Origin of the sequence: Aeromicrobium sp. (assembly GCF_036676885.1) — a bacterium.
In the GTDB taxonomy this organism is placed as follows: Bacteria; Actinomycetota; Actinomycetes; order Propionibacteriales; family Nocardioidaceae; genus Aeromicrobium.
Genome location: NZ_JAKFCB010000354.1, coordinates 1 through 26,678 on the forward strand (window position 1 = coordinate 1; position 26,678 = coordinate 26,678).

Consider the following 26,678-nt stretch of genomic DNA (forward strand, 5'->3'; position numbering starts at 1 on the left):
GCGTGCCGGTCCTCGGCGTGACGGCTGGGGCACGGGCGTAGGCTGGCACGGTGACTATCGCTCCTGAGGGACGCAAGATGCTGCGTCTGGAAGTCCGCAACGCCGAGACCCCCATCGAGAAGAAGCCCGAGTGGATCAAGACCCGGGCCAAGATGGGCCCGGAGTACAACGAGCTGATGAAGCTCGTCAAGGGCGAGGGGCTCCACACGGTGTGTCAGGAAGCCGGCTGCCCCAACATCTTCGAGTGCTGGGAAGACCGCGAGGCGACGTTCCTCATCGGCGGCGAGCAGTGCACCCGGCGCTGCGACTTCTGCCAGATCGACACCGGCAAGCCCGACCCGATCGACCGCGACGAGCCGCGCCGCGTCGCGGAGTCCGTCCAGAAGATGGAGCTCCGCTACGCCACGATCACGGGTGTCGCCCGCGACGACGTGCCCGACGGCGGCGCGTGGCTCTACGCCGAGACGGTCCGCAAGATCCACGAGCTCAACCCCGGCACCGGCGTCGAGAACCTCATCCCCGACTTCAACGGCATCCCCGAGCTGCTCGAGCAGGTCTTCGACAGCCACCCCGAGGTGCTGGCGCACAACGTCGAGACCGTGCCGCGCATCTTCAAGCGCATCCGCCCGGCATTCCGTTACGAGCGCTCGCTCGACGTCATCACGCAGGCCCGCGACTACGGCTTGGTGACCAAGTCCAACCTGATCCTCGGCATGGGCGAGACCCGCGAAGAGGTCTCCCAGGCGCTGGTCGACCTCCACGAAGCCGGCTGCGACCTCATCACGATCACGCAGTACCTCCGCCCCTCGGTGCGCCACCACCCCGTCGAGCGGTGGGTCAAGCCCGAGGAGTTCGTCGAGCTCAAGACCGAGGCCGACGAGATCGGCTTCGCCGGAGTCATGTCCGGACCGCTCGTACGTTCGTCCTACCGGGCCGGCACCCTCTACAAGCAGGCAATCGAGTCCGGACGCGGCGGCGTCGCACTCCGCAACGCGACGTAGACTGACCTTCATGTCGAATGCCACCCCCGAACCCGCCAAGGGTCGCCTGGGTCAGATGCGCCAGGCGTACACGATCACCAAGCGCAGTGACCGCAACATCGGTCTGCTCCTGCTGCTGACCTTCCTGCTGGCCGGCGGTGTGGCCGCGACAATCGGCTACTTCGTCTTCGGCTCCGGCACGTTCGGGCTGGTCTTCACGATCCTGTTCGGCGTGCTGATCGGCATCCTGGCGGCCCTGATCGTCTTCGGCCGGCGCGCCGAGAAGGCCGCATACGCGCAGGTCGAGGGCCAGGTCGGCGCTGCCGCCGGCGCCCTGCAGATGCTGCGCCGCGGCTGGGAGCTCAAGCCCGCCGTCGCGTTCACCAAGAATCAGGACGTCGTGCACCGCGTCGTCGGCCGCCCCGGCATCATCCTGGTCGGCGAGGGCAACCCCGCCCGGGTCCGCAACCTGCTCACCGCGGAGAAGAAGAAGCACGCGCGCATCGGCGGCGACGAGATCCCCGTGATCGACATCGTGGTCGGCAACGGCCCCGACGAGGTCAAGCTGACCAAGCTCGTCAAGCACCTGCGCAAGCTGCCCAAGAACATCAAGCCGGCGCAGATGACCGGTGTGCTCTACAAGCTCAAGGCGCTCGACGCGATGCGTCCGGCCGCCCCCATGCCGCGCGGCCCCATGCCGACCAGCATGAAGGGCTCGCGCAAGGCGATGCGCGGCTGACGCTAGATCGGCGCGACGCGTGAGCCGGCGGCGAGGTCGTGGATGCCGCGCTTGTCATCGGTCATGACGAGCGCCGGGATCACGAGGCACAGCAGCGCCGTACGTACGAGCGCGCGCAGGAGGCCGATCGGCCGTCCCTCGGGATTCTCGACCTTCAGGCCGAGGATCCGCTTGCCGATCGAGAAGCCCAGCAGGCCCGTCAGCAGCGACACCTCGACGAAGAACGCGGCCAGCGGGATGAACGAGTTGGACGCGCCGGATCCGGAGTAGGCCGAGCCCGTGATGGCGGCCGCGCTGAGTGCGGCGATGATCCAGTCGATGAAGAGCGCGCCGAGTCGGCGGCCGAGGGAGACGGTCTGCACGCGGCGAGCCTACAGACGCTGTGATTGCGCCTGTCACGGGCACTTGTAACATGCCTGAAACAAACCAGTGACTGCCGGGAAACTGCCCGACCATACCGTCAGCGGTACGGTGCAGCGACGCACTCACCTGTCATCGACAACACAGGCCGCACAGCGGTCGAGGAGGCCCCATGTTCGGCAATGCCGACGAGTTGTTCAAGTTCATCAAGGACGAAGGTGTCGAGTACCTGGACGTCCGGTTCACCGACTTGCCCGGCATCCAGCAGCAGGTCACGCTGCCGGCTTCGACGTTCGACGCCGACATGGTCGCCAACGGTGTCGCATTCGACGGCTCGTCGATCCGTGGCTTCCAGACCATCGACCAGTCCGACATGGTGCTGTTCCCGGACATCAAGACCGCATACGTCGACCCGTTCAAGGCTCGCAAGACCGTCGCGATGGACTTCTTCGTCCACGACCCGATCACGGGCGAGGCCTACTCCCGCGACCCCCGCAACATCGCCCGCAAGGCCGAGGCCTACCTCGCGACCACGGGCATCGGCGACACGGCGTACTTCGCGCCCGAGGCCGAGTTCTACATCTTCGACCGCGTCAACTACGGCACCAGCGCCAACAAGTCGTTCTACGAGATCACGTCGGCCGAGGCCGCCTGGTCCACGGGTGACTCGATCGATGACAACCGTGGCTACAAGGTCCGCTACAAGGGCGGCTACTTCCCCGTCGCGCCGACCGACAAGACGGCCGACCTGCGCAACGACATGATGACCAACCTCACCAACGCCGGCCTCATCCTCGAGCGCGGCCACCACGAGGTCGGCACGTCCGGTCAGGCCGAGATCAACTACCGGTTCGACACGCTGCTCAAGGCTGCGGACGACGTCATGAAGTTCAAGTACATCGTGCGCAACACGGCGTGGGCCAACGACAAGACGGTCACCTTCATGCCGAAGCCGATCTTCGGTGACAACGGCTCGGGCATGCACGTGCACCAGTCGATCTGGAACGAAGGCAGCCCGTTGTTCTACGACGAGGCCGGCTACGGCGGACTGTCCGACCTGGCGCGTCACTACATCGGCGGCATCCTCAAGCACGCGCCGTCGCTGCTCGCGTTCACCAACCCGTCCGTCAACTCGTACCACCGTCTGGTGCCGGGCTTCGAGGCTCCGATCGCGCTGGTCTACTCGGCCCGCAACCGCTCGGCCTGCGTCCGCATCCCGATCACGGGATCGAACCCCAAGGCCAAGCGCATCGAGTTCCGTTGCCCCGACCCGTCGGCCAACCCGTACCTCGCCTTCTCGGCGCTGCTGCTGGCCGGACTCGACGGCATCAAGAACAAGATCGAGCCGCCGGCCCCGATCGACAAGAACATCTACGAGCTGCCGCCCGAGGAGTACGAAGCCATCGACATGGTTCCGACCTCGCTCAACGCGGTGCTCGACTCGCTCGAGGCCGACCACGAGTTCCTCACCGCTGGTGACGTGTTCACGCCCGACCTGATCGAGACGTGGATCGACTACAAGCGCAACGAGGAGATCCTCCCCGTGCAGCTGCGCCCGCACCCGCACGAGTTCGAGCTCTACTACGACATTTAGGTCGTGAACTGATCGAATTACTCATATTCGGTCGCACGATGGCCCCGGGGATCCCCCCGGGGCCATCGTCATTTTCAAGGAGCGGCGTCGGCGGCCAGGGCGAACCGCACTTGAGTCACACCGCCCAGAAAGCACGTGCACCTTGGCTAGAAGCTGAGTCGTGGTTGATCGTAGAAACCGGGCGGCCCAGATCCGAACTCGACCCCGGCGAAGCTGCCAGGGGGTCCAGTGTGCGGTCCAGCCACGAATCGCAGGACGGTCCCGTCCGGGTCCGCGACATCCATTGCTATTCCAAACTCGCCGCGGTCGTGAACGTCACCGTGCGCGATGCCCAGCTCGTCGCAGCGAGCGATCACTGTAGACATCTGCTCCGCCGTCTCGACCATGAACGCACATACATCGAAACCATCCAGCACCGGACTGCTCGCACAATAGGCACGCTCGCGAAGGCCGATAACGAAACCTGCATCATGATCGGCAAGCACGACACCCCGAACGGCGGAGTTCTCAAAGAACTCGTTGGCCAGTTCCAAGTTGAACAGGTCGACGTACGACCGAGCACTACGCGCCAAGTCGCTGATCGACGGTACTCGGGATGCTCAGAATTCACCTGTCCTGCTCCTTGTCAACTGCGAAGGATGGCGCTCGTGCGCCGGTACGCGCACCAGCCGAGTGCGCTCGCCGCGATCGCCATCGGGAGCGCGGTGATCAGGCCGACCACGCGCGAACTTCGTTGCCTCCGACTCTCGCCGACGCTGCTTTCAGGGCCGCGCGAAGGACCAGGCAGCGCGGCTCGTGGTCTGACCCGGTCTGAGGCCGACCTCGGTCACCAGTCGTCGCAGCACGCCGTCGACATAGGCCAGGCCCTCTGCCTCGGTGCGCCAGACCTCGGCGACCACGAACCCGTCGCCGTCGGGGTAGACCACGTGTGACATGAGTCCGTCGGGCGGGCCACCTGCCGACATCATCGACTCACCGACCCGAGCGTCGAGCTCGTTGAACTCCTCTTGTGTCGCGGGTGACACCGTCACCTGGAGGACTACTGCCATGGCGGGGTCCTTTCCGTTAGCTCTGCCTCGTGAATGGTGCGGTCATGTAGAGCGCACGCTGGTACACCTCGTCCGGGACCCCGTTGTAGGGGGGCATCGTCGATTCGGCGTAGTCCAGCCGCAGGGTGTCGCCGTCGACCTCCCAGTTGTAGGTCGTCGAGCCATCGGAGTGATGGAAGGTCACGGTATCGCCATCGATCTCGTAGTCGGCGTCGTAGTCGATCGGCTGCGGTTGCCCGCCCTCGGACTCGCCGTACAGGTCCCAGGCGCCGTTCTCGATGGTGAGGGTCAGCAGGGTGTCGTCTGAGACCGGTGGATCCGCCCGATAGTCCTTGACGTACCGGCCGAGTCCGTGGCTGCGGATGGTGGCCTCGGTCTGCTCGAGGGTGATGGGACCGGCCCGCCACGTGCCTTCCAACGGCGACGCGGCTGGTGCCTCTGAGGTGGCCGGCGGCTCCGAGGTCGCGGAGGTGCTCGCCCGGTCGTCGGGCGAGGCGGTCGCCGGCGCAGAATCGTCGGAGCCGCAACCGACGAGCAGCATCGAGGTGGCCGCGACTGCGACCAGTGGTCGGAGTGCGTCTTTGAGAAGGGCCTGGAACATGTCCTACTCCTTGTCAACTGTGAGGATGGCGCTCGTACGCCGGTACGCGTACCAGCCGAGTGCGCACGCAGCGATCGCCATCGGGAGCGCGGTGATGAGTCCGATCACGCCGTTGCCGGGGACCAGGAAGGTGAGGATGGCGGTCAGCAGGCCGATGGGGATCCAGACGGGGACCACCTTCGCCCGGAGCAGCCCGATCGCCTGGGCGATCTGCCCGACGATGGCAAGTGCGGCGCCGGTGATCATCACCGTGAACACGTAGCCGATGTTGTCGTTGACGACCTTGAACGCCTGGTGGCCGGCTGCCGGGTCGAGCGAGGGGTCGGTGGGGAAGAAGTACGCCGTCGCCCAGCCCGCGACGCCCACGCCCTGGGCGATGATCCCGACGATCAGCAGGGCGGCGCCGATGGTCGCCCAGGTGCTGCCCCGGTGTCGGACGAGGTACATGGTCGCCATCGCCTGCAGCGTCGTGCCGAGGATCCCAATGATGGCGAGCCCGGTGAGGAGTCCCCACCACAGCTCGCGCTGGTCGGCGATGTCGGCGTACGCGTAGGTCTCGCCGCCTCCGCTGGGCTCGGGCCAGAGCAGGCCACCGATGACAGCGGCGATAGAGGCGATCGCGAGCACGGCCGCGAGCAGGCCGATGCGATGGGCGGTGGCGGATTCGTGCGGGTCTGCGTGCAGCGCCGCCGAGGTCGTGGACATGTCCGGGTCCCTTCCGGTCGCGTGTTCGGTTCTCTCAGGATTCTCCGCCAGGACCGACCACGCATCGTGGCGGGCACGGGCTTTCTGCCTCCGTGGTGACACGGAGGTCACGCACGCCCGGTCGGCCCTACGCTCGGGAGATGCGGTCGGCGCGTGTCGTGGTGTCCGTGCTTGCGGGGGCTGCCCTCGCTGGAGCCGGTGGCACCGTGCTGTTGCTCACCCGAGATTCTCTGGAGACCTCCAGCGCTGTCGGGTTCGGTGGTCTCGCCTGCCTCGGCGTGCTGACCGCGATCATCCTCGGCCTCGCCGTCACCTGGCAGGTGCCTCGGAACGCCGTCGGGCCGCTGCTGGCCTGCTGCGGCCTCGCGACCACCCTGCTGGCCGTGCGCGAGGTGTACTACCGCGTCTGGCTCGACGAAGCGGCCGGTCATCCTCGACGTTTGCGCAGGTCAACCGTGGGTCAGTCAGTCAGTACTACCGACATCTGACCGGTGGACTCAGCCACGAGAGCCGACGCCGCGAGGTGCCCCCTCCGCTGCAAAGCTCTCGCCAAGCTGAAGCGCCGGTCACCGTGACGTGACCAGAACACCCCCGACCACCATGTCGGGGGCGTTCTGCTGTTCCGTCGGAAGTCCGCCTGGGGCGAACCAGGGCAGAACGTACGTCCAGCGCAACCGGTACGCCGGTCATAGACTCACCTGTGCGGGGTGTGCGCGTCGGGGCGCGCTGTCACAGACGGCAGAGGCGGAATCCGGTATGGCGACGACGAAGCTGGCGAGGTCGAGTCGGGGGGCGCTGCCCGCCGAGCTGACCAGCTTCGTGGGACGTCGACGCGAGCTGAGCGAGACCCGGCGGCGGCTGGCCAGCGGCCGGTTGCTGACCCTGATCGGAGTCGGGGGCGTGGGGAAGACCCGGCTGGCACTGCGGATGGCGGCCGAGGTGCGGCGCACGTTCCCCGACGGCGTGTGGTTCGTCGAGCTCGCGGCGCTTCAGGACCCCCAGCTGGTGCCTCACACCGTGGCCAACACCCTCGAGCTGCGCCAGGTCTCGGCCGACCCCTCGAGCGACCTCGCCGAATACCTGGAAGGCAAGAGTCTCCTGGTCGTGCTCGACAACTGTGAGCACCTCACCGACGCCTGCGCGGTGCTGGTCAGCAAGTTGTTGGCCGCAGCCCCGGACCTGCGCATCCTGGCCACCAGCCGGCACGTGCTCGGTGTCGAGGGCGAGCAGATCCTCTCGGTGCCGCCACTGTCCACACCCGACGCCGAGGGCGAGGTGGGCGCCGGCGATCCGACTCGGTACGAGTCGGTGAGCCTCTTCCTGGACCGCGCAGCGTCGGTCGCGCCGGGCTTCACGATCTCGGAGGCAAACCGATCCGCGGTCGTCGAGCTGTGCCGGCGGCTCGACGGCATTCCCCTGGCGATCGAACTCGCTGCGGTGTGGCTGCGCATCCTCTCCCCCGCCCAGATCCTCGAGCGGCTCGAGGACCGCTTCCGGCTGCTCGCCAGCGGTCGACCCACGGCACCGGCCCGGCAGCAGACGCTGGATGCCACCGTCGGGTGGAGCTTCGACCTCTGCTCCCCCGCTGAGCAGGTCATGTGGGCCAGGCTCTCGGTCTTCTCCGGAGGGTTCGACCTCGAGGCCGCGGAGGAGGTCTGCGCCGGTGACGGGATCTCGCGCGACGACGTCCTCAACCTGGTCGCGAGTCTGGTCAACAAGTCGATCGTCCTCCGTCATCAGGCGACCGAGCACCACACCGCTTGGTACCAGATGCTGGAGAGCATCAGGCAGTACGGCGCCGGGCGAATCACCGACCAGGACCAGGTGCGTGAGTTGCGCGTCAGGCATCGGGACCACTACCGGTCGCTCGCGCACCGGTTCGCGGCCGAGGGCTTCGGCCCGCACCAGGCGGACTGGTTCATCCGACTGCGGGGGGAATCCGGCAACATCCGGGCGGCGCTGGAGTTCTGCCTGACCGAGCCGGGTGAGGCCTCCGGAGCGTGCGACATCGCGGCCTCCATCTGGAACTTCTGGTTCGCCGGGTTCCTCCGCGAGGGCTACCGCTACCTGATCCGGGCCCTCGACCTGGCCACCGAACCCACCAGCGACCGGGCGCACGCGCTGTGGGCCGCCAGCTACCTGGCCATGTTCGCGACCGACTTCGACCGATCCGCCACGATGCTCGCCGAGTGCGAAGAGATCGCCGCGGGACTCGACGACGACCTGCTGCAGGCGCGGATCAAGGAGTGCCGGGGGCAGGCGACGCTCTACCAGGGCGACCTGCCGGGCGCCATCGCGTTGCTGGAGCAGGCCGGCCGGGAGTTCCGAGAGCTCGGGAACGCGCTCGGGGAGTTCGACACGCTGATCCTGCTCACCGCGTGCACCTTCTTCCTCGACGATCCGAGGGCCACCCAGTTCAGCCGGCAGGCCTTCGAACTGGCCGAGCGCCACGGCGCACAGTCCTCCATGGGTTACGGACTCTGGAGCGTCGGCATCGCGCAGTGGCGCACCGGCGACTTTGCCGAGGCGACGCGTTCCCTGCGGCGGAGTGTCCGGCTCTTCCTGCCGATGCACGACCTGACGGGCATCAGCTTCGGCGTCCAGGCGCTCTCCTGGTGTGCCGCCTTCGCCGAGCCCGGCGAGCGGGCGGCTCGCTTGCTCGGTGCCGCTCAGGCGGTCTGGCGGACGAGCGGCGCGAAGGTCGACGAGACGAACGCGTACAGCGTCTTCGACAAGAGATCCGAGGCCCAGCTGCGTGAGACGCTGGGCTCCGGCGCGTCCGACACCGAGGCGTTCAAGAACGCGTTCGCGGAGGGAGCGTCGTACTCCTTCGAGCAGGCCGTGGCACTCGCCCTCGGAGAGGACGAGGAGCCCGACGGCTCCGACGGGGCCCCCGCGCCCACCGGCGGGCGAGCCGGAGCGCCCGGCGGTCTGACCAGGCGCGAGACGGAGATCGCCGCGCTCCTCGCCGAGGGGCTGAGCAACAAGGAGATCGCGGCACGGCTCGTCATCTCCCAGCGCACCGCCGAGACTCACGTCGACCACATCCTGAGCAAGCTGGGGATGACTTCCCGCGCTCAGGTCGCGGGCTGGGTCGCGGAGCAGCGGCCTCGCTGACGGCGGTCGCGACGCGGCCTACGTAGGTCTGCGCAATCTACGTAGTCATCTCCGTATTTGTCCCGATGCCTGGGATCCGGCCTCGATGCGAGCGTTAACAAACGCCGTCCCCACCACCCGAGGTTTCCATGTCCGCCATGACCGCCGATGCAATCTCCCCTAACCCCAGCGGGAGGCCTGGCGACATGCTCGGGTGGTGGCGGACGAGCGTCATCTACCAGGTGTACGTGCGCAGCTTCCAGGACTCCGACGGCGACGGTGTCGGTGACCTCGGTGGCGTGCGGGCACGACTTCCGTACCTGCGGAGCCTCGGTGTCGACGCGATCTGGCTCAACCCGTTCTACGCCTCTCCCCAGCACGACCACGGCTACGACGTCTCCGACCACCTTGCGGTTCACCACGAGTACGGCGATCTGGCAGCGTTCGACCGGCTGGTCCGCGACGCCCACCGGTTGGACCTCAAGGTCATCGTCGACGTGGTGCCCAACCATTGCTCGATCGAGCACGCATGGTTCACCGCCGCCGTGGCCGCCGGCCCGGGCAGCCCCGAGCGACGTCGCTTCCACTTCGCCGACGGCCGGGGTCAGTACGGCGAGCTGCCGCCGAACAACTGGCGCTCCATCTTCGGCGGGCCGGCCTGGCACCGGATCAGCGAACCCGATGGCACACCCGGGCAGTGGTATCTCCACACGTTCGCTCCCGAGCAGGCCGACTTCAACTGGCGTCACCCAGAGGTCACCGAGCACTTCGAGGCGGTCCTCCGCTTCTGGTTGGACCGCGGAGTGGACGGCCTGCGCATCGACGTCGCACACGGCCTCCACAAGCGCGACGGACTGCCGGACCACGAGTTCGCGATAGACGACGAGCTCACCGGCGACCCGGTCAACCCGCACGCCTGGAACCAGCCCGAGGTGCACGACGTGTGGCGCAGCTGGCGAGCCCTGGCGGAGGAGTACACCGAGCAGACCGGCCGCGAGCGGGTGCTGATCGGCGAGGTCGGCGTGCTGGACACCGCCGAGCTCGCGTCGTACCAGCGTCCGGACGAGCTGCACCAGAGCTTCTTCTTCGAGTTCCTCCGCGCCCCCTGGAGCGCCGAGTCCCTGTCGCAGGTGATTGACCGCGGACTGGGGACGGTTGCGGCTCACGACTCCCCCGTGGCGTGGGTGCTCAACAACCACGACATGCCACGGTCCGTCACGCGGTACGCCGGTGGCGCACCCGGTGTGTCGCCCGGTGACGTCAACCTCGGGCTCACCCGAGCCCGGGCTGCCGCGCTGCTGATGCTCGCGCTGCCGGGGTCGGTCTACCTCTACCAGGGTGAGGAACTCGGTCTGCCGGAGGTGGTGGACCTGCCCGATGCCGTGCTGACCGACCCGATGTTCCGCCGCACCGGTGGCGCTCGACGTGGGCGGGACGGGTGCCGGGTCCCGCTGCCTTGGACGTCCGCCGGCGACGCGTTCGGCTTCTCCCCGGCAGGCTCCCACACCCCGCCCTGGCTGCCTCAGCCCGAATGGTTCGCCCACTACTCGGTCGACCGCCAGCTCGAGTCCGGCGAGTCCATGCTCCAGCTGTACCGCGAGGCCCTCGCCCTGCGACACCGTGTGCGCGCACTTGCCGCGGGCCGGTTCCGCTGGTTGTCGACGGAGCCGGGGGTGCTCGCCTTCACGCGCGGCGACAACGTCGCCTGCGTCGTCAACTTCTCCTCTAGGCCCGTGTGCGCCCCGGTCGGGTCCCAGCTGCTGCTGGGAAGCGATCCGGAGGTGGGCGACAAGGTGCCGCCGAACGGCGCCGGATGGTTCCTCCTGGATGCCGGGTCATGAGCTACGAGGATCCGCCGCTGCTGCTCGGCTACATTCGTGCCGACCTGCTCCCGAACGGCACCGAGCTGCCGCAGGTGAAAGCCCAGCTCGAGGCCTTCGCCGACCGCGAGAGCTTCGGCCTGGGGGGCGTCCTCGTGGCGGAGGGCGACGAGCCGGCGACGTTCAGCGCACTGATGGCGGAGTTGGCCGAAGACGAGGCCGTATGGGGCATCGTCGTCCCGGATCTTCGCCACCTGACCGTCGTCGAGCAACTGATCCTGGCCCGCGACGCCGACGGCTGGCGGACGGCCATCTTCGCCGCCACCCTCGGCCCCCATACCGGCGGGCCTGGCGGGAGGTTCCAGACTCGCGCCAGGCCTGCCGTTCCACCCCTCCCGCATGGGCCGGGCACCTGGTCGAGCTTGAACTGGTCGTGATCACCGCGCTCGCTCAGGCCTGGATGTCCAGCTCTCGGCCATGCGGTCTCATCGAGGCCCTGGTGCGGCTCACAGGTCGCGGTGGACCTCGTCGGGCTCCTCGCGCGTGGTGCGGGCAACGTTGAGGATCGCCAGGGCGAGCCCGCCCCAGAGCACCAACATCGCAACGACCATCATGACGACAGCAGACGTGCTCATCGGGATGCCTCCTTGCTGGGAGCTGACAGGTCGACGGTGCGTTTCCAGGGCATCCGGGCCAGGACCACGGCCAGGACGAGCACGCCGCCGGCAGCGCCCCACCCGATCCCGTTGACGAGCCAGTCGGGATAGCCGCCGTACGGTTCGTCAAGCACCGCCCTGAGCTCGTCGACCAACACGTACGTGAGCGCGGCCGGGGTGACAACACCCACGAGGACGAGCCACCACGTCCCCAGTGGCAACGACCCCGTGGCGTTGAGGTGATCACGAAGATGATCGAGGTCGCGGTAGACCCAGGAGACGGCGAGCATCGCGACCACGGCAACCAACAGGATGCCGAAACGGTTGATGAAGTGATCGGCGGTGTCCAGGATCGGCAACCCGGTGGTGGTCGCGAACAGCAGCACGCTGACTGCGGCAGCCGGCACGCCCACAGCCAGCGACGCCGCAGCGCGGCTGAGGTCGAGCTTGTCGCGAACTGCGGAGATCACGACCTCGATCACGCTGACCAGCGAGGTCAGCCCGGCCACCACGAGCGACCCGAAGAACAGCACGCCGATGAATGCCCCGGCGGGCGCCTCCGAGATGATCGCCGGGAAAGCCACGAAGGCAAGCCCGATTCCGGAGGTCGCCACCTCGTCGACTGCGACGCCGTTGGCCTGGGCCATGAAACCCAGCGCCGCAAAGACGCCGATGCCCGCGAGCAGCTCGAATGAGGAGTTGGCGAGGCCGACCACGAGACCGGAGCCCGTCATGTCTGTCCTGCGCCCGACGTACGAGGCATACGTGATCATGATCCCGAACCCGACCGACAGCGAGAAGAAGATCTGCCCGAATGCCGCCGCCCAGACACCGGCGTCGGTGAGCGCGTCCCAGTTGGGGGTGAAGAGTGCGTCCAGCCCCTCCGCGGCCCCCGGCAGGAACAGCGACCGGATCACCAGCGCGAGGAACGCGACGACCAGCAGCGGGATGAACACCACCGAGACAGCGCCGATGCCCTTCTCGACACCTGCGACGACGATCACGAGGACGGCTGCCCACACCAGGATCAGCGGCCACAACACGCCGCCGACGAAGTCCAGTCCGATGCCCGGGGAGGCCATCTCCAGGAAGTCGCCGAAGAAGAAGGCGTCGGGGTCCGCGCCCCACGTCTTGTCGATGGAGAAGAACGTGTAGCGCACCGCCCACGCGATGATCACCGCGTAGTAGATCGCGATCACCGCACAGATCCCGACCTGCCACCAGCCCAGCGTCTCGGCCGTGGCGCCGCCCATGCGCCGGAACGACAGTGGCGCAGAACCCCGATATCGATGCCCGATGCCGTAGTCGAGCAACAGGAAGGGCAACCCGGCGACCAGCAGGGCCACCAGGTACGGGATGAGGAAGGCTCCGCCGCCGTTCTCGTAGGCCACGTAGGGGAACCGCCAGATGTTGCCCAGGCCCACAGCGGACCCGATCGCGGCGAGGATGAACACCCGGCGACTGCTGAAGGCTCCGCGCGCCTGCTCTTCCTGGGGCGCACCGTGCGGCTGAGCTTGCGCGGGCGACGTCATGTGGGCTCCTTCGGCTCGGAATCCCCCGAGACTAGCGCGCAAGGCGTCGGGCGGGACGCACCACCTACGCCGGTCGCGAACCTGCGCGCTCGTCCAGGAACCACCTCACGCCCGCGCGGATCGAGTCCGCGACCGGGGCCGGCTCCCAGCCGAGCTCGCGGGTGGCCTTGCTGTGGTCGAGCGGGGTCTGGATGTGCATCAATCGGACGCTGGTTGACGTCACGACCGAGTCCTTGCGCAACAGCCGGGAAACCCCTCCACCGACGGCCCCGATGACCCGCATCAGCGGGAGTGGGATGCCGACCTTGGGTGGCCTGGCGCCGGCCTCCCTGGCCGCGATGTCGAAGAGGTCCTTGATGGGTAGGTAGCGCTCGGAGACGATGTATCGCTCGCCCGGCCGGCCGTGCTCCTCGGCGAGCAGGAAGGCGGCGGCCGCGTCCTCGATGCCGACCACCTCCATCGACGCGCCCTTCGCGTACGCCGGAACCTTGCCCCGTGCGGCGGCCCGGACCAGCTTGCCGTGCGGAGTGGGCCCGTGGTCCCGCGGTCCGTACGTCGTACCGACGTTGAGGACGATTGCCGGCAGCCCGCGCTCCCGGTGATAGCGCAGGACCAGGTCCTCCGCCTGGATCCGGGACTCGATGTAGGCGCCACCCAGGTGCCGCCAGTTGTGCGGCATCGTCTCGTCTGCCGAGCCGGACTCGGCGATGGCCATCGTGACGACGCTGCTGCAGAAGACGAACCTGGGCACCCCGACCTCGACAGCCACGTCCAGCACCTTGCGCAATGCCTCGACGTTGGTCGCGTGGAGCGGTGCCGGATCGCGAAGCCAGGCGCGCGCGTCGACGACGCAGTAGAAGACCGTGTCGACATCCTTCATCGCCGTACGCATCGCTGCATCGTCGTCCAGGTCGCCGTGGTGCCGTTCGACGTCGAGGTCGTCGAACGCCACCGTCGAGCTGGACCTCCGGATCCAGACCCGGACCTGGTCGCCCCGTTCGACGAGCTGCCGGGTCACGTGCGAGCCGACAAAGCCGCTGGCTCCCATCACAAGCTTGGTACCGCTCACCGCTTCGCTCCTTCTGCAGACATCGACGATTCTGGCCCATGGGTCGAGCCGGACGCGGGGTTCTGCCGAAATGAGCCGTATCCCAGCGTCAAACGCCGTTCTGGGTGATGCTGTGGGCGTGGACCTGAACACCGACTACCTCGTCATCGGGGCCGGCATCAGCGGGCTGGCGTTCGCGGACACGCTGGTCGCGCACAGCGACGCCGACATCGTCATCGTGGACCGGCGAAGCGCGCCTGGCGGCCACTGGACCGACGTCTACCCATTCGTCCGCTTGCACTCCCCCTCGGCGTACTACGGCGTCAGCTCGCTGCGACTCGGCCAGGACCGGATCGACACAGAGGGGCCCAACGCCGGGTTGTACGAGCGCGCGACGGCCGACGAGCTCTGGTCCTACATCCGCGAAGTCGCCGAGCGACTCACCGCGACCGGCCGGGTGCGGATCCTGCTGGACAGCGAGGTGCTGGACGACGGAGCTGGCGCGGCCCGGGTTCGCGACCTCGCCACAGGGGTCGTACACGACATCGAGGTGCGGCGCCGGATCGTCGATGCGCGGTTCCTCGAGGTCTCGGTCCCCGCGACGCATACCCCCAGCTTCGAGGTCGCCGCTGACGCGTCCTTCATCCCGGTGCACCGGCTGCCAGAGGTTGCCGACGGCGCCTCGGCCTTCGCCGTCCTCGGATCGGGCAAGACCGCGGTCGACGCGGTGATGTGGCTGCTGGAGAACGACGTCGACCCCGAGCGCATCCGCTGGGTACGCCCGCGGGACGCGTACTTCCACAACCGCGAAGCGTTCCAGGCGCTCGACCTCGTGGTGGACGCGCTGGATGGCTTCGCCACCGACGCCGAGGTCGGCGCGCGAGCGACGACCCAGGCCGAGCTCGTGGCAGACCTCGAGCAGAGCGGTCGGTTGATCCGGCTCGACCCGGAGGCACCGGCGACCATGTACCGCGGCGCGATGCTGAGCGCTCACGAGATCAGCCACGCCCGCCGGGTCGCCGACGTCGTGCGCCTGGGCCGGGTCACGCGCATCGAGCGGGACCGGCTCGTCCTCGAGCGGGGCCTGCTGCCCACCCGTGGCGCGCTGCACATCGACGCCAGCGCCAGCGGGTTGCGGCTCGTCGACCCACGGCCGATCTTCGCCCCCGGGCGGATCACCCTCCAGCAGGTGCGGCACAACACCCCTCCGTTCAACGCCGCGCTCCTGGGCTGGGTCGAGGCGAACCGGGACGACGACGAGCAGAAGAACCGGCTCTGCCCGCCGAACCCGTTCACCAGGTCGGTCGACGAGTGGGCGCGCATCGTCGCCCGGACCTGGCGCACCGAGGGTGGCTGGCGCACCGAGTCCGACCTCCGGGAGTGGGTGGGCTCCACCCGCTTGAACATGATGCAGGCGCTACCGCAGCATCTCCACGAGCCGCGCACGCAGGCCGCCATGAGCCGGCTTGCCGGCAACATCGGTGACGCCGTGCTGCGGCTCGAGGAGATCGCCGCCGCAAATTAGGCCGCGGCTCAGAACTCGAAGACGAGCCGCGCGGCGATGCTTCCGGCGCGCAGCTCCTCGATCGCGTCGTTGACCTGCTCGAGCTTGCGTCCCTCGGCGATGACGCGGGTCCGGCCCTGCGCGTGCAGGCGGAAGACCTCGGCCAGGTCCTGCCTGGTGCCGACGATGGACCCGATGATCTCGATGCCCTTCAGCACCGTGTCGAAGATCGGGATGCTCATCGTGCCTTCGGCGGGAAGGGCCACACAGATGAGGCGGCCGCCGCGGTTGAGTGAGGCAAAGGCCTGATTGAACGCCACGGGCGCGACGGCGTACGCCAGCGCCACATCCGCTCCGCCCAGGTCGGCGATGGCAACGACCGGGTCGACCTTGGCCGCGTTGACCACGTGGTCCGCGCCGAGCGAGGTCGCGAGCGCCAGCTTCTCGTCATCGATGTCGACCGCGATGACCGTGGCGCCGACGAGTCGGGCGTACTGGACCGCGAGGTGACCCAGACCGCCGATGCCGAACACGACAACCGTCTCGCCGGGCTGCACGCGGGCGACCTTGACCGACTTGTACGACGTCAGGCCCGCGCAGCTCAACGGCGCGGCGTCGAACGGCTCGACACCGGCAGGCACCGTGACCGCATACCGGGCATCGACGACGGCGTACTCCGCGAACGCTCCGTCGATCGAGTAGCCGCTGTTCTGCTGGCTCTCGCACAGGGTCTCCCGACCGTCGACGCAGTAGCGGCAATCGCCACAGGCCTGTCCGAGCCACGGGATGGCCACGCGATCGCCGAGCTGGTGCGCGGTGACGCTGCTGCCGAGCTTCTCGACGATGCCGACGCCTTCGTGTCCTGGTACGAACGGCGGTGTGGGCTTGACCGGCCAGTCGCCGTGGGCGGCGTGGATGTCGGTGTGGCACAGACCGGATGCTTCGATCCGTACGAGGACCTGATCCGTGGACGGTTCAGGGACCTGGCGGTCCTGGATCTCGATGGGCTGACCGAGCTGGGTGACGACGGCGGCTTTCATGGCACTCCTGTGGAAGGTTGGCTGGAGCCCTCACCGTCGCGTGGTCGTCGTTGCACCGACGTTGCGTCAGCGGCGATCGGTCAGCAAGGACTCGACGAGCTGGCGGAACACGCGCAGCTGCTTGCGCATCGGCTCCGGCGAGCCGAGGGCGCGGCAGACCAGGTAGGAGCCCTCGAAGATCACGAACAGCTGATCGGCGAGGTCGTCGGGATCCGGAGCGTCGATGAGACCGCGGGCCGCGTACGCCTTGCGGAGCAGGTCGGCCACCGCCGTGCGCCAGCCGAGGATCGCGCGCTCGAGCTGCGTCGCGGTCTCGTCGTCGAGCAGGTCGCGCTCGCTGATCACCGCGATGTAGAGGCAGGACGACTCCGCGGTCAGGTCGCCGGACCACTCCTCGTAGAAGCCGAGGAAGGCGAGCACCTTCGCCACCGGGTCCGCCTCGGCCTCGGCGGCGTCGAGGCCGGCTCGCAGCATGTTGAGGTCGGCGTCGACGTATCGCTCCACGAGTGCGCTGGCCAGCGCCCGCTTGCTGGCGAAGTGGTGGAAGAAGGCCCCCTTGGAGCTGTTCGACTCGGCGAGGATCGCGTCGACCGAGGTGGCGGCGAAGCCGTTCCTCTGTACGAGTCGCTCAGCGGTTTCCAGCAGGCGTTCGCGGGTCGGCTTTCCATCTTTGGGCACCTGGCCATTGTTTCAGACTGAACAGTCTGATACAACAGACTGATTAGTCTGATACAGGAGCAGAGCATGCACACGAACAACCTTCTTGATGGCGGCGGATGGGTCACCGACGGCGGCCTCGAGACCGACCTTCTCTTCAACCACGGAGTCGACCTCCCCGAGTTCGCCTCGTTCCCGCTCGTGCAGGACGACCAGGGCTCGGCGCTGCTGAGGAGCTACTACGAGGAGTACGCGGCGATCGCCACCGCCGCCGAGGCCGGCCTGTTGGTCGAGACGCCGACGTGGCGCGCCAACCCCGACTGGGGCTCGATCCTCGGCTATGACGCGAACCGGCTCGACAAGGCCAACCGCGCCGCCGTCGCGCTCGCGCGCGGGGTGGCGGAGGCATCCGAAGCGACGAGGACGCGAGTCAGCGGGAACGTCGGCCCACGCGGCGACGGTTACATCGCAGCCGGCGCCGATGCGGACGAGGCCGCCGACTACCACTCCGTCCAGGTGCGCTCCTTCGCAGCCGAGGGTGTCGACCTGGTGCACGCGATGACGATGAGCGAGCCTGCCGAAGCCATGGGCGTCGTCCGCGCCGCCCGTGCCGCGAGCCTCCCGGTCGCCATCTCGTTCACCGTCGAGACCGATGGGCGACTCCCGGACGGCACCACGCTGTCTGACGCGATCAACACTCTCGAGGCGACCGATCCGGCCGACTGGTACGGCATCAACTGCGCGCATCCGACCCATGTGTTGGCCGGCCTGGACGGCGAGGCCTGGCAACAGCGGCTGCGCTTCTTCCGCCCCAACGCGTCGACGATGTCGCACGAAGAGCTCGACAACATGGAGGTCCTGGACTCGGGCGATCTGGCCCTGCTTGTCGACGCCACGAAGTCGCTGCGCGAGCAGACTCCCGAGGTCGCGGTGCTCGGCGGGTGCTGCGGCACCGACAGCCGCCACGTGGCTGCGCTGTGGGGGGTGCCCAGGTGAAGCCTGGCCCCATTCCTGCCGCACATCCCGGTCTAAGGTCCCCTGCTCGTGCCCCATTGGTCCCTGCCGCACTAGGGCGGCCGGCGCGAGAGTCGTAGGCGACAGCGTTCGTCGCGAGGAGGCCCGGATATGCAGGCATTCGCAGTCGGCCCGCCACGCTTCGAGGACTATGAGGGCGTCCGCCGGGACTTCTCCTGGGAGGCGGTGCGATCCACTCTCCCCGACGTTCCCGGTGAGCGTGGACTCAACATCGCCCACGTCGCAGTCGATTGCCATGTGGCCGCCGGGCGCGGAGACTCCGTAGCGATCCGGTGCGTGACGGAGACCGGGGCCGTGACCGACATCTCCTACGCAGAGCTGGCAGCCCTGACCAACCGGTTCGCCAACGTGCTCGCCTCGCTGGGTGTCGCGAAAGGCGATCGGGTCGCGTCCCTGCTGGGCCGGCAGCCTGAGCAGTACGTCACGGCGCTCGGCACGCTCAAGCACGCCGCCGTGTTCTCGCCGTTGTTCTCGTCGTTCGGGCCGGAGCCGATTCGAGAGCGACTCCAGCTCGGCAGCGCTCGGGTCCTCGTCACCACCCCGCAGATCTACGCCCGGAAGGTGGCCCCGCTGCGTCCGGACCTGCCCGATCTGAAGCACGTGCTGCTCGTCGGCGGCCCTCCGGCCACGGGGACGCTCGAATTCGGAGCCGCGGTCGCCGCAGCCTCTCCCGACTACACGATCCCCGTGACCGACCCGGAGGACATGGCCCTCCTCCACTTCACCAGCGGGACGACCGGCAAGCCGAAGGGCGCGGTGCACGTGCACGAGGCCGTCGTGGCACATCACGCGACGTCGGCCTTTGCGCTCGACCTCCGTGAGGGCGACGTCTTCTGGTGCACGGCGGACCCGGGCTGGGTGACGGGCACGTCGTACGGGATCATCGCACCGCTGACCCACGGCTCGACGCTGGTCAGCTTCGCGGGCGAGTTCGACGCCAAGGCGTGGTACCGGCTGCTCGCGGAGCAGCGGGTCAACGTCTGGTACACCGCGCCGACGGCCCTGCGCATGCTGGTCAAGTACGGCAAGGAGCTGCCGCAGTCGTACGACCTGTCGGCTCTCCGCCACATCGCGAGCGTTGGCGAGGCACTCAACCCCGAGGTGGTCGTATGGGGGCGGGAGGCCTACGGGCACACGGTCCACGACAACTGGTGGCAAACCGAAACCGGGGCGATCATGATCAGCAACTATCCGGGCATGGAGGTTCGCCCCGGATCCATGGGCCGGCCGATGCCCGGCATCGACGCGGCGGTCCTCGTCCGCGGCGACGACGGGCGTGCCGAGATCGACCGCGGACGCGCGCGACCCGCGCCGACCGACGAAGTCGGCGAGATCGCGTTGCGCCCCGGCTGGCCATCGATGTTCCGCGGATACCTCGGCGACGACAAGCGATACAACGCGTGCTTCAAAGGCGGGTGGTACCTCACGGGCGACCTCGCCCGGATAGACGCCGACGGCTACTTCTGGTTCGTCGGGCGCGCCGACGACGTGATCAAGTCCGCCGGCCACCTGATCGGTCCCTTCGAGGTCGAGACCGCGCTGATGGAGCATCCGTCGGTCCTCGAGGCCGGGGTCATCGGCAAGCCCGACCCCGTCGCCGGCGAGATCGTCAAGGCGTTCGTGACCCTCAAGCCGGGCTACGACGAGAGCGAGGACCTGCGCCTGGAACTGCTCGCCTTCGGACGACGCCGGCTCGGCGGCCTGGCTCCCAGGGAGATCGCCTTCGACCAACACCTCCCGCACACCACCAGCGGCAAGGTGATGCGACGCCTCCTCAAGGCTCGCGAGCTGGGCCTGCCCGAGGGTGACCTGTCCACGTTGGAGGAGCCGTCATGAGCGCCCGGCACACTGCCACCCGGAAGCGCGACGGCGCCCTCACCGAACACCGGCACGACCTGCTGCGGACGATGCTGACGATCCGCCGCTTCGAGGAGGCGTGCGCGGAGCTCTACAGCGCCACCAAGATCCGCGGCTTCCTCCACCTGTACGTCGGCGAGGAGGCCGTCGCCACCGGGGTGATCGCGGCCCTGGGCCCAGACGACGCGGTCGTGTCGACGTACCGCGAGCACGGCCATGCGCTGGCACGTGGAGTTTCGATGGACGCGGTGATGGCGGAGATGTTCGGCAGGCAAACCGGGTGCAGCCGCGGCCGTGGCGGATCCATGCACCTGTTCGACCGGTCGCACGGACTCTTCGGCGGCAACGCGATCGTGGCCGGCGGCATGCCGCTGGCCGTGGGCCTGGCTCTGGCGGACCGGATGCAGGACCGCGACCGCGTCACGGCGTGCTTCTTCGGGGACGGCGCGGCCGCCGAGGGCGAGTTCCACGAGTCGCTCAACCTGGCCAGCCTCTGGCACCTGCCGGTGTTGTTCTGCTGCGAGAACAACCTCTACGCGATGGGCACCGCGATCGCCAAGGAGCACGCGCGGACGAACCTGGCGGAACGTGCGGCGACGTACGGGCTGGAGGCTGCTGCCGTCGACGGCATGGACGTCCTCGCCGTCGAGGACGCCGCCCGCAGCGCTGTCGACGCCATCCGCGCGGGCGGAGGTCCCCAGTTCCTGGAGCTGGACACCTATCGATTCCGGGCGCACTCGATGTACGACTCGGACCGCTACCGCGACAGGGCGGAGATCGCCGCCTGGAAGAAGCGCGACCCGATCGATGCGCTCGTCGCCGTCCTGCGCGCCGATGGCGACCTCACGGAGAAGGCCATGACCGAGCTCGAGGCCGACATCGCCGAGCAGATCGCGCGGGCCGTCACCGCCGCCGAGGCCGCCCCGCTGGAACCGGTCGAAGACCTGACCCGTTTCGTGTACTCCCGGGAGGCCGGATCGTGACCGACACGCTCGAGACCACCTACCGCGAGGCGCTCCGCGAAGCGATCCGCGACGCGATGCGTGCCGATGACCGCGTCTTCCTGATGGGCGAGGACGTGGGCGACTACGGGGGCTGCTTCGCCGTCAGCCTGGGGTTGCTCGAGGAGTTCGGACCCGACCGCATCCGCGACACGCCATTGTCCGAGTCGGCGTTCGTCGGTGCCGGCATCGGTGCCGCCATCGCGGGGATGCGCCCGATCGTCGAGGTCATGACGGTCAACTTCAGCCTGCTGGCCCTCGACCAGATCATGAACAACGCCGCCTCGCTGCTGCACATGTCGGGCGGTCAGTTCAACGTACCTCTGGTGATCAGGATGACCACGGGTGCCGGCCGGCAGCTGGCGGCCCAGCATTCACACAGCCTCGAGGGCTGGTACGCGCACATTCCCGGCCTGCGGGTCCTCACGCCTGCGACGCTCGAGGACGCGCGGGGCATGCTCGCGACCGCGCTCGGCGACCCGGACCCGGTGTTGATCTTCGAGCACGGCTCTCTCTACGCGATGAAGGGGACCCTCGCCGCCGATGCCGGGGCAGTCGACATCGATCACGCCGCCATCCGCCGGCCGGGAACCGACGTCTCCCTCATCACCTATGGCGGCTCTCTCGGCAAGACCCTCGAGGCCGCCGTCCTGCTGGACCAGGACGGCGTGTCTGCCGAGGTGCTCGACCTGCGCACGCTCCGCCCGCTCGACGACGAGGCGATCATGGACTCGGTACGACGCACGCACCACGCGGTCGTCGTGGATGAGGGCTGGCGCACCGGCAGCATCTCCGCCGAGATCAGCGCGCGGATCATGGAGCAGGCGCTCTACGACCTCGACGCCCCCGTCGAGCGGGTCTGTACGGCCGAGGTGCCCCTCCCCTACGCCAAGCATCTCGAGGCGGCCGCGCTGCCGCAGCCGGCGGGCATCGCCGCAGCCGCTCACAGGACCCTGGGCTGAGTCATGGCGACGTTCACGATGCCGTCACTGGGTGCCGACATGGAGGAAGGCACCCTGCTGGAGTGGCTGGTCAAGCCGGGCGACACCGTGCGCAAGGGTGACATCGTCGCCGTGGTCGACACCGCCAAGGCGGCGGTCGAGGTCGAGACCTTCGTCGACGGTGTCGTACAGGAGCTGCTGGTCGCGCCCGGCACGACCGTTCCGGTCGGGCAGGCGCTGGCCACCTTCGGCGAGACCGCAACGACCGCGGCCACCACGCCCACAGCAGCACCGGTCGCGGCGCCAACCGGACCACGCCCGGCGCCACCGCCGGTGCACTCTCCCCTTGTGCGTCGCCAGGCCGAGCGACTCGGCGTTGACCTGACGCATGTCGTCGGCACCGGGCGCGCCGGCGTCGTCACCCGGCGAGACGTCACCCGGGCCGCCGAGGCGATCGCCACCCGGCCTGCTCGTCCAGAGCCGAGCGCTCCGGGGGCCCGGATCCGGGTCGCGCCGTACGCGCGACGGCTGGCCGAGGAGCTCGGGGTGGATCTCTCGGCATTGGCCCCGCCCCCGGGCGGTGAGCCGATCCGGGCGAAGGACGTACGCGCCGCGGCGGCCAAGACCACGGTCGCGGGAACCACCGCGGCCGAGACCGCGCACACGCCCCGGCCAGATGCGATGCGCGGGGTGATCGCCAACCTGATGGCTCGCTCGAAGCGTGAGGTCCCGCACTACTACCTGGCCACCACGATCGACCTCACCCGTGCGCTGGACTGGCTGCACGAGCGCAACCGCGACCTCCCGGTGAGCGACCGGCTCGTCCCCGCGGCGCTGATGCTCAAGGCGACCGCCCTCGCCGCGCAAGCCAGGCCCGCCCTGAACGGCTTCTGGATCGACGGGTCCTTCCGGCCGGCGGACCAGGTGCACCTGGGAATCGCGATCTCGCTGCGCGGCGGCGGCCTCGTGGCACCGGCACTCCACGACGCGGCGAACCTGGCCCTCACCGATCTGATGGCGCAGATGCGCGACCTGGTGACCCGCGCGCGCGGCGGCCGGCTCCGCGGTTCGGAGATCAGCGATCCCACGCTCACCGTCACGAACCTCGGTGAGCAGGGCGTGGAGCTGGTGCACGGCGTGATCTACCCGCCACAGGTGGCCCTGGTCGGGTTCGGCCGCATCGTCGAGCGGCCGTGGGCCGTCGACGGGCTCATCGGCGTACGGTCGGTCACGACGGCCACGTTGTCCGGTGACCACCGGGCCACGGACGGGTTCACCGGTGCCCGCTTTCTGGCCGACATCGAGCAACGCCTGCAGCAACCGGAGGAGCTATGACCGATCAGACCACCCTGTCCCCGGACCAGGCCCGCGCCGCGATCCGCGACGCGATCCGGAAGATCATCCCCGACGCCGACTTCGACAGCCTGGCCGAGGACGCGTCGTTCCAGTCCGCGCTGGAGCTCGACTCGCTCGACTTCCTCTCCTTCGTCGAGCAGCTCAGTGCGGCGACCGGCATACGGATCGACGAGTCCGACTACCCCGACCTGGCTTCCATGGCGACGAGCGTCGCCTTCCTCACCCGGTCGAACCAGTAGCCCGCGTCAGTGCACGGAACGCCCGATCCGAGGGGCGAATGCGTCATCGGCAGCCGAGACGGGCTTTGTCGGGGTCACCCCGGGCAACGGCTCCCACCGCTCGGCAAGGCGGCCCTCGAGCTCGTGCATGGTGGTGTACTCGAGGTCGTCCAGCGGCAACCGGTGCGGCTCGAACGGGCCGTGCCGCCGCAGGTAGTCCATGACCTCGTTGGCCGTCTGCCGGGCCCGGTCGAACGACACGTCGGCGAGCATGTCCCGCGGTATCCCGAGCTTGCCGTCCTTGACCTGGAAGCCGAGCGCCATCACCCGTGGGGGCCCGTCGAACCGGGCGGGCGTGGCATCTGCCGCCGCGACCGGCATCAGCGGCGCGTGGTGCGAGCCACGCATGCAGCCGGCGACGGTGTGCGCGATGGTGAACGGCTCGAGCACCTCGCCGACCGCCGGCAGCCCGGACTGGCAGCGCACGATCATGACCGGGTCGTCCTTGCCGACGTACTTGCCCGCGATCAGCGAGAGCCGCTGGGTGCTGGTGGCAGCCGCCGGTATGCCCAGGGACCGCGATCGCACGCCGTGCACGACGTAGCGTGCGGGAGCGCCGATGTACATCAACAGGTCGTAGAGGTCCTCAGGACAGGTGAACTCCAGCCGCTTGTTCTCGAACAGGTCGTAGACCTCGAACACGAACCCTGTGTGCATGTTCTTGTCGATGACCAGGCCCGCGGTGTTGAACGGATCGGCGAACATCTTGTACAGCGGCAGGTTCCAGGCGCCCGGCTCGGTCTTGTCGGCGAAGAAGCAGATCACCGGCTCGCTGGGTCGCTCGTCGAACTCGATCTCGGCATAACCGGGCCCGAGGCCCCGCAGGTTGCCGGAGAAGGCGTCGGAGAGGAGGTCCTGACCGGCGCCGTACAGCCCGAGACGCTTCGCCACATCGGTCGTGGCCAGGAAGACATTCCAGGCGAACTCATGGATGACCGGATCATCGACGCCGTGGCCGTGGGTCATGACCAGCGCGAGGTCGTCCCCGCAGCTGGTCACCTGACCATCGACCAGCAGGCCGTCCGCCTTCGCCTTGTCGACATGACGCCTCGCCTCCTCCAGCTGCTCGGGGTGAACCGCGGAGTGGCCGACCCAACCACCGGTATCCGCCTTGATGATGCTCAACGTGACCATGCCCATACACCTCTATCGACTCTCGGGGTGCCGGACGACGCCGACCGAGGTGCCCGGTTCTGACACCTCCCCTGACCTTCATCAAAAGGCCGGGCGTGTCTTCGGAGCAGGGGCAAAAGGGCCCGTTTCCCCAGGGCGAACGTCCCGGACTGAGCAAGCCCGCACCGAGCCTCACAGAGATCGAACATATGTTCTATTCTGTGCGCTATGGGGTTCGTCGACAGGTCCAGGAGCGAGTTCCCGGACGGTCGCGACCCCGTCAAGCAGCCCGCCCGCCACGTCTGGGTCAAACCGTCGGCCGAATACACCATGACGCCGTGGGCGGGCCTGCTCATCGAGTGGCGGCGTACGTCTTCCGGTGAGTGGCTCGCGCTCGTCGCGGTCGTCACCGGAGGCGTCGGCAACACCCTGACGATCCAGTGGCACAAGGCCGATCAGCTCGTGCCGGCCAAGGGTTACGAGACGCCCAGGCTCTAGCAGTGCTTGCTCAGCCAGGGCACCACCGTGCTTCGCAGCTGCTCGGCGTCCTCGACCATCGGGAAGTGGCTGCCACCCTCGATGAGGGCGAAGTCGGCCTTCGGGATGGAGGCGGCCAGGAACCGGCTCCACTCGGGCGGGATCGGGTCCAGCTCCGCGTGCACCACCAGAGTCGGGGCATCGATACCGGTGAACTTCCTGATCGGGTCGACTGCGCGCAGGCTGCCCATCATGCGTCGCGGCATCTGCCGCACGTTGGCAGCGGTGATCTCGGTGAATCCGAGGCTTACCCGATCGACAGTCGCCCGCTCCCTGAAGAACGGGATGAAGGTGTTGAGCTGGTGACGCTCCAGCGCCTCCGGTCGGCCCGTCCTGAACTCCTCGGACTCCTCGATCGCCTGACGTTCAGCGTCGTCTGAGGGCGTTCGGCGGCTCGACATCGTCGTCCCGAACTGCTCCATCAGCTCCGGTGCCAGCGGCGGCCCCGGGTTGAGGAGCACCACGCCCGCTGTCGTTTCCGGGTGCTCGGCGGCGTACAGCGCGGCCAGGTAGGCGCCGGCCGAGTGCCCGAGCACCCTGATGCGTTCCAGGCCCAGCGCTTGACGGAGACCCTCGAGGTCGTCGACCGCACCGGCGAACGTCACGCGCTCCACGTCGCCGACCGGGGTGTTCCCGCTGCCCCGCTGGTCGTAGTGGATGAGCTGAAGCTCGTCGCCCCAGGAGTCGAGCGCCCGCATGTACGCGCTGCCCAACCCGATGGCGCCGTGCAGGACGACGAGCGGTGCGCCCTCGCCGACGATGGTGCAGGCGATCTCGATGTCGCCCACGGGAACGGTGTTGCTGGTCGTACGCATGATGGCCTCCTCGGTCGGGCCGTTTCTCGGTCCATGGCGCGACCGTAGACCTTGAACTCGGGTTCAAGGTCAAGCACTTGACCTTGAACCGGGGTTCAGGGTTTACCGTGGAGGGGTGCGCATCTCCGAGCTCGCCGACCAGGTGGGTGTTCCGGTCTCGACGGTCCGCTACTACGAGCGGATCGGACTCCTGGCCGAGCCCGCCCGCACCGGCTCGGGCTACCGCGAGTACGACGACGCCTCGTCCACCCAGCTCCTCTTCGTTGCTCGGGCGCGGAAGCTGGGCCTGACCTGCGAACAGATCGTCCAGCTCCTCCCGATCTGGGGTGGCACCGACTGCACCGCTGCCCACGAAGAGGTCATC

Annotated in this window: 28 protein-coding genes; 16 read left to right on the forward strand and 12 right to left on the reverse strand. The window is 68.5% G+C overall.

The features are described from left to right. Positions 1-77: 77 nt before the first annotated feature. Both lipA and V6M46_RS16690 read left to right on the forward strand, forming a co-directional pair. Positions 78-1,001, forward strand: a complete 924-nt coding sequence (gene lipA, locus V6M46_RS16685; protein WP_332667185.1) for a lipoyl synthase — start codon at positions 78-80, stop codon at positions 999-1,001. A 10-nt stretch (positions 1,002-1,011) separates the two neighbouring features. After that, positions 1,012-1,719 (forward strand): DUF4191 domain-containing protein, encoded by a 708-nt coding sequence (locus V6M46_RS16690; RefSeq protein WP_332667137.1) that lies wholly within the window; start codon positions 1,012-1,014, stop codon positions 1,717-1,719. A 2-nt stretch (positions 1,720-1,721) separates the two neighbouring features. On the opposite strand, the gene V6M46_RS16695 is transcribed toward V6M46_RS16690, so the two are convergent. Next, positions 1,722-2,081 (reverse strand): RDD family protein, encoded by a 360-nt coding sequence (locus tag V6M46_RS16695; RefSeq protein ID WP_332667140.1) that lies wholly within the window; start codon positions 2,079-2,081, stop codon positions 1,722-1,724. 170 nt (positions 2,082-2,251) lie between these two features. Here V6M46_RS16695 and glnA point away from each other — a divergent pair, with 170 nt between their 5' ends. Further along, positions 2,252-3,673 carry a type I glutamate--ammonia ligase gene (gene glnA / locus V6M46_RS16700; RefSeq protein WP_332667143.1) on the forward strand — a complete coding sequence of 474 codons (1,422 nt, stop codon included), beginning with the start codon at positions 2,252-2,254 and terminating at the stop codon, positions 3,671-3,673. 146 nt (positions 3,674-3,819) lie between these two features. Here glnA and V6M46_RS16705 read toward each other — a convergent pair whose 3' ends face one another. The 4 genes from V6M46_RS16705 to V6M46_RS16720 form a co-directional block, all read right to left on the reverse strand. Further along, on the reverse strand, positions 3,820-4,206 hold the full coding sequence (locus tag V6M46_RS16705; RefSeq protein WP_332667145.1) for a hypothetical protein: 387 nt from the start codon (positions 4,204-4,206) through the stop codon (positions 3,820-3,822). 228 nt (positions 4,207-4,434) lie between these two features. Next, positions 4,435-4,722, reverse strand: coding sequence for a hypothetical protein (locus tag V6M46_RS16710; protein WP_332667146.1), 288 nt, complete (start codon positions 4,720-4,722; stop codon positions 4,435-4,437). Between the two features lie 16 nt (positions 4,723-4,738). Next, the gene (locus V6M46_RS16715) at positions 4,739-5,323 is read right to left on the reverse strand and encodes a hypothetical protein (protein ID WP_332667148.1); all 585 of its coding nucleotides are present in this window, start codon (positions 5,321-5,323) and stop codon (positions 4,739-4,741) included. Between the two features lie 3 nt (positions 5,324-5,326). After that, positions 5,327-6,028: a hypothetical protein gene (locus tag V6M46_RS16720; protein WP_332667149.1), complete on the reverse strand. Its 702-nt coding sequence runs from the start codon at positions 6,026-6,028 to the stop codon at positions 5,327-5,329. A gap of 140 nt (positions 6,029-6,168) precedes the next feature. Between V6M46_RS16720 and V6M46_RS16725 the strand changes: the two genes are divergently transcribed. From V6M46_RS16725 to V6M46_RS16740, 4 genes are all read left to right on the forward strand, one after another. Beyond that, positions 6,169-6,516 carry a hypothetical protein gene (locus tag V6M46_RS16725; protein ID WP_332667150.1) on the forward strand — a complete coding sequence of 116 codons (348 nt, stop codon included), beginning with the start codon at positions 6,169-6,171 and terminating at the stop codon, positions 6,514-6,516. Positions 6,517-6,784: 268 nt separating this feature from the next. After that, positions 6,785-9,145 carry an ATP-binding protein gene (locus V6M46_RS16730; protein ID WP_332667153.1) on the forward strand — a complete coding sequence of 787 codons (2,361 nt, stop codon included), beginning with the start codon at positions 6,785-6,787 and terminating at the stop codon, positions 9,143-9,145. A gap of 137 nt (positions 9,146-9,282) precedes the next feature. Then, positions 9,283-10,965, forward strand: coding sequence for an alpha-amylase family glycosyl hydrolase (locus tag V6M46_RS16735; RefSeq protein WP_332667154.1), 1,683 nt, complete (start codon positions 9,283-9,285; stop codon positions 10,963-10,965). After that, a complete protein-coding gene (locus tag V6M46_RS16740) occupies positions 10,962-11,381 on the forward strand; it encodes a hypothetical protein (protein ID WP_332667156.1) in 420 nt (139 codons plus the stop codon). The genes V6M46_RS16735 and V6M46_RS16740 overlap by 4 nt, the downstream gene beginning before the upstream one ends. A 69-nt stretch (positions 11,382-11,450) precedes the next feature. Here the strand turns inward: V6M46_RS16740 and V6M46_RS16745 are convergent, their stop codons facing one another. The 3 genes from V6M46_RS16745 to V6M46_RS16755 form a co-directional block, all read right to left on the reverse strand. Beyond that, positions 11,451-11,579, reverse strand: coding sequence for a methionine/alanine import family NSS transporter small subunit (locus tag V6M46_RS16745; RefSeq protein WP_332667158.1), 129 nt, complete (start codon positions 11,577-11,579; stop codon positions 11,451-11,453). Further along, positions 11,576-13,132, reverse strand: a complete 1,557-nt coding sequence (locus V6M46_RS16750; protein ID WP_332667160.1) for a sodium-dependent transporter — start codon at positions 13,130-13,132, stop codon at positions 11,576-11,578. The genes V6M46_RS16745 and V6M46_RS16750 overlap by 4 nt, the downstream gene beginning before the upstream one ends. A 64-nt stretch (positions 13,133-13,196) precedes the next feature. Then, positions 13,197-14,201: an NAD-dependent epimerase/dehydratase family protein gene (locus V6M46_RS16755; RefSeq protein ID WP_332667162.1), complete on the reverse strand. Its 1,005-nt coding sequence runs from the start codon at positions 14,199-14,201 to the stop codon at positions 13,197-13,199. 118 nt (positions 14,202-14,319) lie between these two features. Between V6M46_RS16755 and V6M46_RS16760 the strand changes: the two genes are divergently transcribed. Further along, entirely contained in the window at positions 14,320-15,705 is a 1,386-nt protein-coding gene (locus V6M46_RS16760; protein ID WP_332667164.1) for an NAD(P)-binding protein, read from the forward strand. Between the two features lie 8 nt (positions 15,706-15,713). Here the strand turns inward: V6M46_RS16760 and adhP are convergent, their stop codons facing one another. Together adhP and V6M46_RS16770 are read right to left on the reverse strand one after the other, a co-directional pair. After that, on the reverse strand, positions 15,714-16,724 hold the full coding sequence (gene adhP, locus V6M46_RS16765; RefSeq protein ID WP_332667165.1) for an alcohol dehydrogenase AdhP: 1,011 nt from the start codon (positions 16,722-16,724) through the stop codon (positions 15,714-15,716). A 66-nt stretch (positions 16,725-16,790) separates the two neighbouring features. Next, a complete protein-coding gene (locus tag V6M46_RS16770; RefSeq protein ID WP_332667167.1) occupies positions 16,791-17,402 on the reverse strand; it encodes a TetR/AcrR family transcriptional regulator in 612 nt (203 codons plus the stop codon). 66 nt (positions 17,403-17,468) lie between these two features. Here V6M46_RS16770 and V6M46_RS16775 point away from each other — a divergent pair, with 66 nt between their 5' ends. The 6 genes from V6M46_RS16775 (at position 17,469) to V6M46_RS16800 (ending at position 23,810) form a co-directional block, all read left to right on the forward strand. Further along, positions 17,469-18,377: a homocysteine S-methyltransferase family protein gene (locus V6M46_RS16775; protein WP_332667168.1), complete on the forward strand. Its 909-nt coding sequence runs from the start codon at positions 17,469-17,471 to the stop codon at positions 18,375-18,377. A gap of 129 nt (positions 18,378-18,506) precedes the next feature. After that, positions 18,507-20,252: an acetate--CoA ligase gene (gene acsA, locus V6M46_RS16780; RefSeq protein ID WP_332667170.1), complete on the forward strand. Its 1,746-nt coding sequence runs from the start codon at positions 18,507-18,509 to the stop codon at positions 20,250-20,252. Further along, positions 20,249-21,256 carry a pyruvate dehydrogenase (acetyl-transferring) E1 component subunit alpha gene (gene pdhA / locus V6M46_RS16785; protein ID WP_332667172.1) on the forward strand — a complete coding sequence of 336 codons (1,008 nt, stop codon included), beginning with the start codon at positions 20,249-20,251 and terminating at the stop codon, positions 21,254-21,256. The genes acsA and pdhA overlap by 4 nt, the downstream gene beginning before the upstream one ends. After that, positions 21,253-22,236, forward strand: coding sequence for an alpha-ketoacid dehydrogenase subunit beta (locus V6M46_RS16790; protein WP_332667174.1), 984 nt, complete (start codon positions 21,253-21,255; stop codon positions 22,234-22,236). Before pdhA ends, V6M46_RS16790 begins: the two co-directional genes overlap by 4 nt. Before the next feature lie 3 nt (positions 22,237-22,239). Continuing rightward, a complete protein-coding gene (locus tag V6M46_RS16795; protein ID WP_332667176.1) occupies positions 22,240-23,550 on the forward strand; it encodes a dihydrolipoamide acetyltransferase family protein in 1,311 nt (436 codons plus the stop codon). Continuing rightward, positions 23,547-23,810 carry an acyl carrier protein gene (locus tag V6M46_RS16800; protein ID WP_332667177.1) on the forward strand — a complete coding sequence of 88 codons (264 nt, stop codon included), beginning with the start codon at positions 23,547-23,549 and terminating at the stop codon, positions 23,808-23,810. The genes V6M46_RS16795 and V6M46_RS16800 overlap by 4 nt, the downstream gene beginning before the upstream one ends. Before the next feature lie 6 nt (positions 23,811-23,816). Here the strand turns inward: V6M46_RS16800 and fbp are convergent, their stop codons facing one another. Next, positions 23,817-24,983: a fructose-1,6-bisphosphate aldolase/phosphatase gene (gene fbp, locus V6M46_RS16805; protein WP_332667179.1), complete on the reverse strand. Its 1,167-nt coding sequence runs from the start codon at positions 24,981-24,983 to the stop codon at positions 23,817-23,819. A 207-nt stretch (positions 24,984-25,190) separates the two neighbouring features. Here fbp and V6M46_RS16810 point away from each other — a divergent pair, with 207 nt between their 5' ends. Continuing rightward, positions 25,191-25,460, forward strand: coding sequence for a hypothetical protein (locus V6M46_RS16810; protein ID WP_332667181.1), 270 nt, complete (start codon positions 25,191-25,193; stop codon positions 25,458-25,460). Here the strand turns inward: V6M46_RS16810 and V6M46_RS16815 are convergent. Beyond that, positions 25,457-26,314 (reverse strand): alpha/beta fold hydrolase, encoded by an 858-nt coding sequence (locus tag V6M46_RS16815; RefSeq protein ID WP_332667182.1) that lies wholly within the window; start codon positions 26,312-26,314, stop codon positions 25,457-25,459. The two genes, V6M46_RS16810 and V6M46_RS16815, sit on opposite strands and share 4 nt — an antisense overlap. Before the next feature lie 115 nt (positions 26,315-26,429). Here V6M46_RS16815 and V6M46_RS16820 point away from each other — a divergent pair. Further along, on the forward strand, positions 26,430-26,678 hold a 249-nt coding region (locus V6M46_RS16820), incomplete at its 3' end, for a MerR family transcriptional regulator (RefSeq protein WP_332667183.1).